7 protein-coding genes are annotated in these 6,501 nt (G+C 68.2%); 3 read left to right on the forward strand and 4 right to left on the reverse strand.

Annotation, left to right across the window (positions count from 1 at the left end):
• The first annotated feature begins 4 nt into the window (after nucleotides 1-4).
• Both QO207_RS27690 and QO207_RS27695 read left to right on the forward strand, forming a co-directional pair.
• A complete protein-coding gene (locus QO207_RS27690) occupies nucleotides 5-1,315 on the forward strand; it encodes a nitrate/sulfonate/bicarbonate ABC transporter ATP-binding protein (RefSeq protein ID WP_301535457.1) in 1,311 nt (436 codons plus the stop codon).
• Between the two features lie 355 nt (nucleotides 1,316-1,670).
• Nucleotides 1,671-2,375 (forward strand): MgtC/SapB family protein, encoded by a 705-nt coding sequence (locus QO207_RS27695; protein WP_301535458.1) that lies wholly within the window; start codon nucleotides 1,671-1,673, stop codon nucleotides 2,373-2,375.
• A 35-nt stretch (nucleotides 2,376-2,410) separates the two neighbouring features.
• On the opposite strand, the gene QO207_RS27700 is transcribed toward QO207_RS27695, so the two are convergent.
• Nucleotides 2,411-3,028 carry a LysE family transporter gene (locus QO207_RS27700; protein ID WP_301535459.1) on the reverse strand — a complete coding sequence of 206 codons (618 nt, stop codon included), beginning with the start codon at nucleotides 3,026-3,028 and terminating at the stop codon, nucleotides 2,411-2,413.
• 185 nt (nucleotides 3,029-3,213) lie between these two features.
• On the opposite strand from QO207_RS27700, the gene QO207_RS27705 reads away from it, so the two are divergent.
• Nucleotides 3,214-3,678, forward strand: a complete 465-nt coding sequence (locus QO207_RS27705) for a hypothetical protein (protein ID WP_301535460.1) — start codon at nucleotides 3,214-3,216, stop codon at nucleotides 3,676-3,678.
• 19 nt (nucleotides 3,679-3,697) lie between these two features.
• On the opposite strand, the gene QO207_RS27710 is transcribed toward QO207_RS27705, so the two are convergent.
• From QO207_RS27710 to QO207_RS27720, 3 genes are all read right to left on the reverse strand, one after another.
• Nucleotides 3,698-4,375, reverse strand: coding sequence for a hypothetical protein (locus tag QO207_RS27710; protein WP_301535461.1), 678 nt, complete (start codon nucleotides 4,373-4,375; stop codon nucleotides 3,698-3,700).
• A gap of 161 nt (nucleotides 4,376-4,536) precedes the next feature.
• On the reverse strand, nucleotides 4,537-5,823 hold the full coding sequence (locus QO207_RS27715; protein WP_301535462.1) for an FAD-binding oxidoreductase: 1,287 nt from the start codon (nucleotides 5,821-5,823) through the stop codon (nucleotides 4,537-4,539).
• Nucleotides 5,820-6,501 (reverse strand): amino acid ABC transporter ATP-binding protein (locus tag QO207_RS27720; protein WP_301535463.1); only part of this gene is annotated, 682 nt, incomplete at its 5' end. The genes QO207_RS27715 and QO207_RS27720, both read right to left, overlap by 4 nt.

Here is a 6,501-nt window from a genome sequence, read left to right on the forward strand (position 1 = left end):
CGCGATGAATGCCGAACCGCTGATCGAACTCAAGGCCGTCGCCAAGGCCTTCATGGCCTCCGACGGCACCCCGCGCACGGTGCTGGACCAGGTCGACTTCCACCTCCACGAGCGCGAGATCGTCGCCCTCCTCGGCCGCTCCGGCTCGGGCAAGTCGACCCTGCTGCGGATCATCGCCGGGCTGGTGGGCGCCGACCGTGGCCAGGTCAACTACCGCGGCCGGCCGATCCACGGGCCGGTGGAAGGCGTGGCCATGGTCTTCCAGTCCTTCGCCCTGTTCCCCTGGCTGACCGTGCAGCAGAACGTCGAGCTGGGCCTGGAAGCCCAGGGCGTGCGCCCTGCCGAACGCGAGCGGCTGGCCAACGGCGCGCTGGAGCTGATCGGCCTCGCCGGCTTCGGCGGTGCGCTGCCACGCGAGCTGTCCGGCGGCATGCGCCAGCGCGTCGGCATCGCCCGGGCGTTGGTGATGAACCCCGAGGTGCTGCTGATGGACGAGGCCTTCTCGGCCCTCGACGTGCTCACCGGCGAGACCCTGCGCGACGACATGCTCGAACTCTGGGAGGAGCAGCGCATCACCACCCGCTGCATCCTGGTGGTGTCGCACAACATCGAGGAGACGGTGATGATGGCCGACCGCATCCTGATCCTTTCCAGCGACCCCGGCCGCGTGCGCACCGAGCTGCGCATCGACCTGCCACGCCCGCGCAACGCCGATTCCGAGGAAGTCCGCGCACTGATCGACGAGGTCTACGCGCTGATGACCCAGCGCCCCGAAGCCGCCGTCAGCGGCGAGCAGCCGCAAGCGGTGGAGCCCGGCTACCGCCTGCCCGACGCCGACGTGGTGCGCATGGAGCGGGTGCTGGAGCTGCTGGCCGGCGAGCCGTTCAACGGCCAGGCCGACCTGCCGCACCTGGCCGAGGAAACCGAGCTGCCCGACGAGGTGCTGCTGCCGGTCTGCGAGGCCCTCGGCCTGCTCGGCCTGGCCCAGCTGGTGGCCGGCGACCTGCGCCTGACCCGCCAGGGCCGGCATTACGTCACTGCCCGCCAGGCGCGGCGCCAGGACCTGTTCGCCCGCCAGTGCCGCGGCCGCGTCGCCCTGCTCGGCTACATCCTCGACAGCCTGCAGGCCGAGCCCACCGGCAGCATCGCCGAGAAGGCGATCCTCGACCGCCTGCAGGAATCCATGGACACCGAACTGGCCGAGCGGGTGCTCAAGGTCGCCATCGAATGGGGCCGCTACGCCGAGCTGTTCGAGTACGACTTCCATACTCGCCGGCTGAGTCTCGCCCATGAGGAAAGCGCGCAGGCCGAGTGAACGCCTTAAGGCTCTGCTAAGCCAGGCGCGGCGATACTGGCAGCGTTTCGTTCCCCACACAGGAGTCCTGCCTTGGACAGTTGCCCCAGTCGATTGCGACAGGTCTGAACAGCGAGCACGTCCGGCAGTATCTCCCTGCCACTGTCTCGCTGATCACAGCGGACAGTGGCGCTGCGCATCCCGAGCGGGATGACGCCTCTCCATTATTCCTCCCGCCTCACCGGGCGGCGCCCACCTTCGGCGCCTCCGGCGAAGCCTTGCGACCTTGCGCAATCCATACCCCCGAATGCCGCGCTGGCCCTGCCTGCGCCCTTGCCGGCTGCTGGCCGGCCTCTACCCGGAATCGAGGTGGATCATGGATTGGAAAATCTTCCTGCTGCGCGCCGCCGCAGCGCTCGTTCTCGGTGCCCTGATCGGTGCCGAACGCCAACTGCGCCAGCGCCTCACCGGCCTGCGCACCAACGCCCTGGTCAGCACCGGCGCCTGCCTGTTCGTGCTGATGACCCAGAGCGTCCCTGGCCTGGCCAGCGATGCCTCGCGCATCGCCGCGTACGTGGTCTCCGGCATCGGCTTCCTCGGTGGCGGCGTGATCATGCGCGACGGCCTCAACGTGCGCGGCCTGAACACCGCCGCCACCCTCTGGTGCACCGCCGCCATCGGCGTGCTGTGCAGCATGGGCCTGCTGCTGGAGGCCGCGCTCGGCAGCCTCGTGGTGCTCTGCGCCAACATCCTGCTGCGCGACATCGCCCAGCGCCTGAACCACCAGGAAGTGCTGCCGGCCACTGAAGTCGAACTGCGCTACGGCGTGGAGATCGTCTGCCGCGCCGAGGACGAGATCCAGGTGCGCAGCCTGATGCTGCACAGCCTCGACGGCGCCAGCCTGCGCCTGCAATCGCTGCACAGCGAAGACCAGGCCAACCCGGCCAAGCTGGAAGTGCGCGCCGAACTGCTCGGCGACCACGGCGCCACCACCCAGCTGGAGCGACTGGTGAGCCGCATCAGCCTGGAGAAAGGCGTCAGCTCGGTACGCTGGCAGGTGTACCGCATGGCCAGCGACTGATCCGCCAGCCGTCATTCATTGCACGGGGCACGGGCCTAGCGCAGCGCCGCCAGCTTGATGCCGAAGCCCACCAGGCAGGCGCCGGCCAAGCGCTCCAGCAGGTTGGCGACGCGCGGGTTGGCGCGCATGCGCTCGGCCAGCTTGTGGGTGAGGACGACGGCAATCAGGCCGTAGAGGAAGGTCACCACCGCCACGGTGGCGGCCATGAAAGCGAAGGTGACCAGCCCCTGGTGCTTCACCGGGTCGACGAACAGCGGCAGGAAGGCCATGTAGAACACGATGGCCTTGGGATTGAGCAGAGTGATCATCATCGTCTGGCGCAGGTAGCGGCCCTTGTCCATGCGGCTTTCACGGGGCGCGCCGCCGGGTTTGCTGAGCAGCATGCGCAGGCCGAGCCAGCCCAGGTAGGCGGCGCCCAGCCACTGCACGGCATGGAAGGCCGCGGGATAAGTTGCCAGCAACGTCGCGACGCCGGCCACCGCCATCCACAACAGCACCTGGTCACCGAGGATCACCCCGCAGGTGGCCGCCAGCCCGGCGCGGATGCCGCCCTTGCCGGTGGCCGTGATCAGGGCGAGGTTACCGGGGCCGGGAATGGCCAGGAGGATGATGAAGGCGATGAGGAATGCGCCGTAGTCGGTCACGCCCAGCATGGGGAGGTCTCCTGGTCAGGGTGGGGAAGACAGAATCGCCGCAGTCTAGCACCGCCATCGGCGGGCGGGCCGGGGCGCGCAGCGCTGTACGTATCGGCCGCGATACCAAGTCGATAACAAGTCACTCTCAATTTCCTCCCGCGCCGGCCGCCACGACGGCTAACCATCACAACGGGAGACTTCTCATGACCAGCATCAGCGCCGTCGGCAACACCAGCATCCGCTATGCCTCCAGCACCAACTCGACCGCCACCAGCGCCTCGACCACCGAGGACAGTACGGCCACCAGCAGCACCTCCCAGGCCGGCGCAAGCTCCGCCGCCCAGGGCGCTGCAGGTGCCGGCGGCGCAGGCGGCGCCAGCGACAGCTCCAGTAGCAGCTCCGACAGCACCCTGGAAAAACTCAAGCAGGCGGTGGAGCAGGCGCAGAAGGAACTGCAGGAAGCCGAACAGGACCTGGCCAAGGCCAACCAGAGCGGCGGCAGCGAGAGCGATGAACAGCAGCAGGCAAGGATGATCGCCGTGCAGGCGGCGCAGGCGCGTGTGTCGGCCGCTTCCGCGGCCGTCGCCACGGCCACTGCCGCCTACTCCGAAGCACTCACCGAGTCGGGCAGCAGTACCAGTGGCAACAGCGTGAATACCACGGCCTGATGTCGGCCGAGCACCGGGTTCAGAAGTCCAGCTTGTTGGTGCTGTCGATAAAGGCACCCTGCTTGAACAGACTCGGCTTGCCCTGCTGCATCACCCGCCCGACCAGCACCACATAAGTATGGAAAAGGTCGGGCTTCTGCCGCGCCAGCACATTGCAGGCGTCGGTGCGCAGGTTCCGCATCAGGCCACCTTTGGTACGGATATTCACGATCAGGCCCGCGGCGGCAACGCGGGCTTCGGCGGGCGACTGGGCCTGCAGCTTCGCCTCGTGGTAACGCAACAGACTCGACTCGACACCGATGGCGCAGTCGCCAGTCTTGTCCAACTGCAGTACCGCGGAGGCCAAAAGGTTGAGGGCTGAATCCAGCTCTCCGCGATCGACCAGCAGATTGGCGCTCGACAGTTCATTCAACCGGCAACGCGCCTCTGCCTCCCCGCACTGGTGAGACGCCACGTACGTCAGCAGTTTCTCCCGGCGCGAGGCCCCCGGCCGCAGGCTGAGGATATTGATTGCCTCGTTTTCCGGGATTCGTTGCCGGGCGCGATTGAAGTACTCGGCCTGCCACATGTCCGAAACCAGCCAGCGCGATTCGTCCCTGGCGCTGTCACGCACCTTGAAAGCCACGATCAGCGCGGCTACTGCCAGACACAGCACGAAGCCGCCGACCAGCGCCAGCCATTTCCCTGCACCCTTCATCGCGCCTGTCCCTTGCCTGGTTGAAGCCGTCGTTGCCGTCTACCCAGCCACTGTTCGCTGCGGCGCGATAGCTAAGCGTCGATACCCGGGCGAGTCAATCGGCTTGTCGCAAAAGGCGCAGGAGCAGGCCGCCCATCCCTCGCGAGATGGGCGGCGTGCCCTCAGAGCACGGCGTCGAGCAGCCGGTACCAGGCGATGCCGACGCCGAGATAGAGACGCTGCAGGCCATGGAAGGGAATCGGCCGCAGCGGCGTGACCGGGAAGGGAAACACCTTCTCGCGATCCAGCAGGCGCTCTGCCAGATGCCGGCCGAGGGTCGAGGCCATGGCGATGCCGCGACCGTTGTAGCCGAGCAGGATGCTCAGGTTCGGCGCCGGTTCGTGCAGGCGCGGCATGAAGTCCGGGGTCAGCGCCACGCGGCCGCTCCACTGGTACTCGAACTCGATCTCGGCCAGCTGCGGGAACAGGCCCAGCAGCGAGCGTTTGAGGTGCGTCCAGTCGCTCGGCGAACGCGGCTCGGCGAACGGCCCGCGGCCGCCCAGCAGCAGTCGGCCACGGGCGTCCTGCTTGAAGTACAGCAACAGCCGGCGGGCGTCCGAGCAGACTTCACCATTGGGCAGCACGCTGCGCCGCAGGTTGTCCGGCAAGGGCCTGGTCGCGACGATGAAGCTGTTGGCGGCGATCACCGTCTGCCGCAATTTCGGCCAGAGATCATCGGTGTAGCCGTTGGTGGCGAGGATCACCCGCTCGGCAGTGAGCGTGCGCTGGGTATCGGTGGTCAGCTGCCAGCCGCTGCCGTGGCGGCGCAGGCCGGTCACGCGGTTGTGGCCGTGAATCGCGGCGCCCTCGCTCAGCGCGGCACGGGCCAGGCCACGGGCATAGCTCAGCGGTTGCACGCTGCCGGCGCGCGGGTCGACCCAGGCACCGAGGTAGTCGTTGCTGCCGATGCGCCGGGCGACGCTGCTCTTGTCGAGCATCTCCACCGGCACGCCACGCTGGCGCCACTGCTCGGCGCGCTTCTCGATGGCACGCATGGCCGCTGGCGAGGCAGCCGGCTGAATCCAGCCCTGGCGGGTGGCTTCGCAGTCGATGTCGTAGCGGCGAATCAGCTCGTAGACCTCATCGGCGGCGCCACCGGCGACTTCGATCAGGCGCTCGGCCTGGTCACCGCCGAACATCCGGCGCAGGTCCTCGGGGTCGTGCTTCAGGCCGGGGATCACCTGCCCGCCGTTGCGCCCGGAGGCGCCCCAGCCCGGCTCGCCGGCATCCAGTACGCAGACGCGCACGCCGCTGCGCGCCAAGTGCAGTGCGGTGACCAACCCGGTGTAGCCGGCGCCGACTATGGCAACGTCGACCTGCTTGTCTTCCGCCAGCGCCGGTGTCGCCGGCGCAGGGTTCGCGGTGGCCGCCCACAGCGAGGGCGGCAGTACCAGGGGCTGGGCGTTCATGCCTGGCCCCCGTCGGTATTGAGCAGGCGGCGGAGGAATTCCTGGGTGCGCGGCTGGCTCGGCGCGCCGAGTACATCCTTGGCCGCGCCCTCCTCGACGATGCGCCCGCCATACAGGAAGCACACCTTGTCGGCCACTTCGCGGGCAAAGCCCATCTCGTGGGTCACCACCACCATGGTCATGCCTTCATCGGCGAGCTTGCGCATCACCGCCAGCACTTCGCCGACCAGTTCCGGGTCCAGCGCCGAGGTCGGCTCGTCGAACAGGATCGCCTTCGGCCGCATGGCCAGGGCGCGGGCAATGGCCACGCGCTGCTGCTGGCCGCCGGAGAGTTCGTCCGGGTAGGCATCCATGCGATGGCCAAGGCCGACCTTTTCCAGCAAGGCACGGGCGTGCTCACGGGCTTCCTCCGGGCGTTCCTTCTTCACGTAGATCGGGCCTTCCATGACGTTCTGCAGGGCCGTGCGATGGGGGAACAGGTTGAAGCGCTGGAACACCATCGCCACCTGGGTGCGGATCTCATGGATGCTCTTGGCGTGGCGGTCGACGCGTTCCTGGCCGACCAGGATGTCGCCACCCTCGTAGGTTTCCAGGCCGTTGATGCAGCGCAGCAGGGTCGATTTGCCCGAACCGGAGGGGCCGATCAGGCAGACCACCAGGCCGCTTTCCACCGACAGG

The sequence above is a fragment of the Pseudomonas sp. CAN1 genome, assembly GCF_030462585.1.
Lineage (GTDB): Bacteria > Pseudomonadota > Gammaproteobacteria > Pseudomonadales > Pseudomonadaceae > Pseudomonas.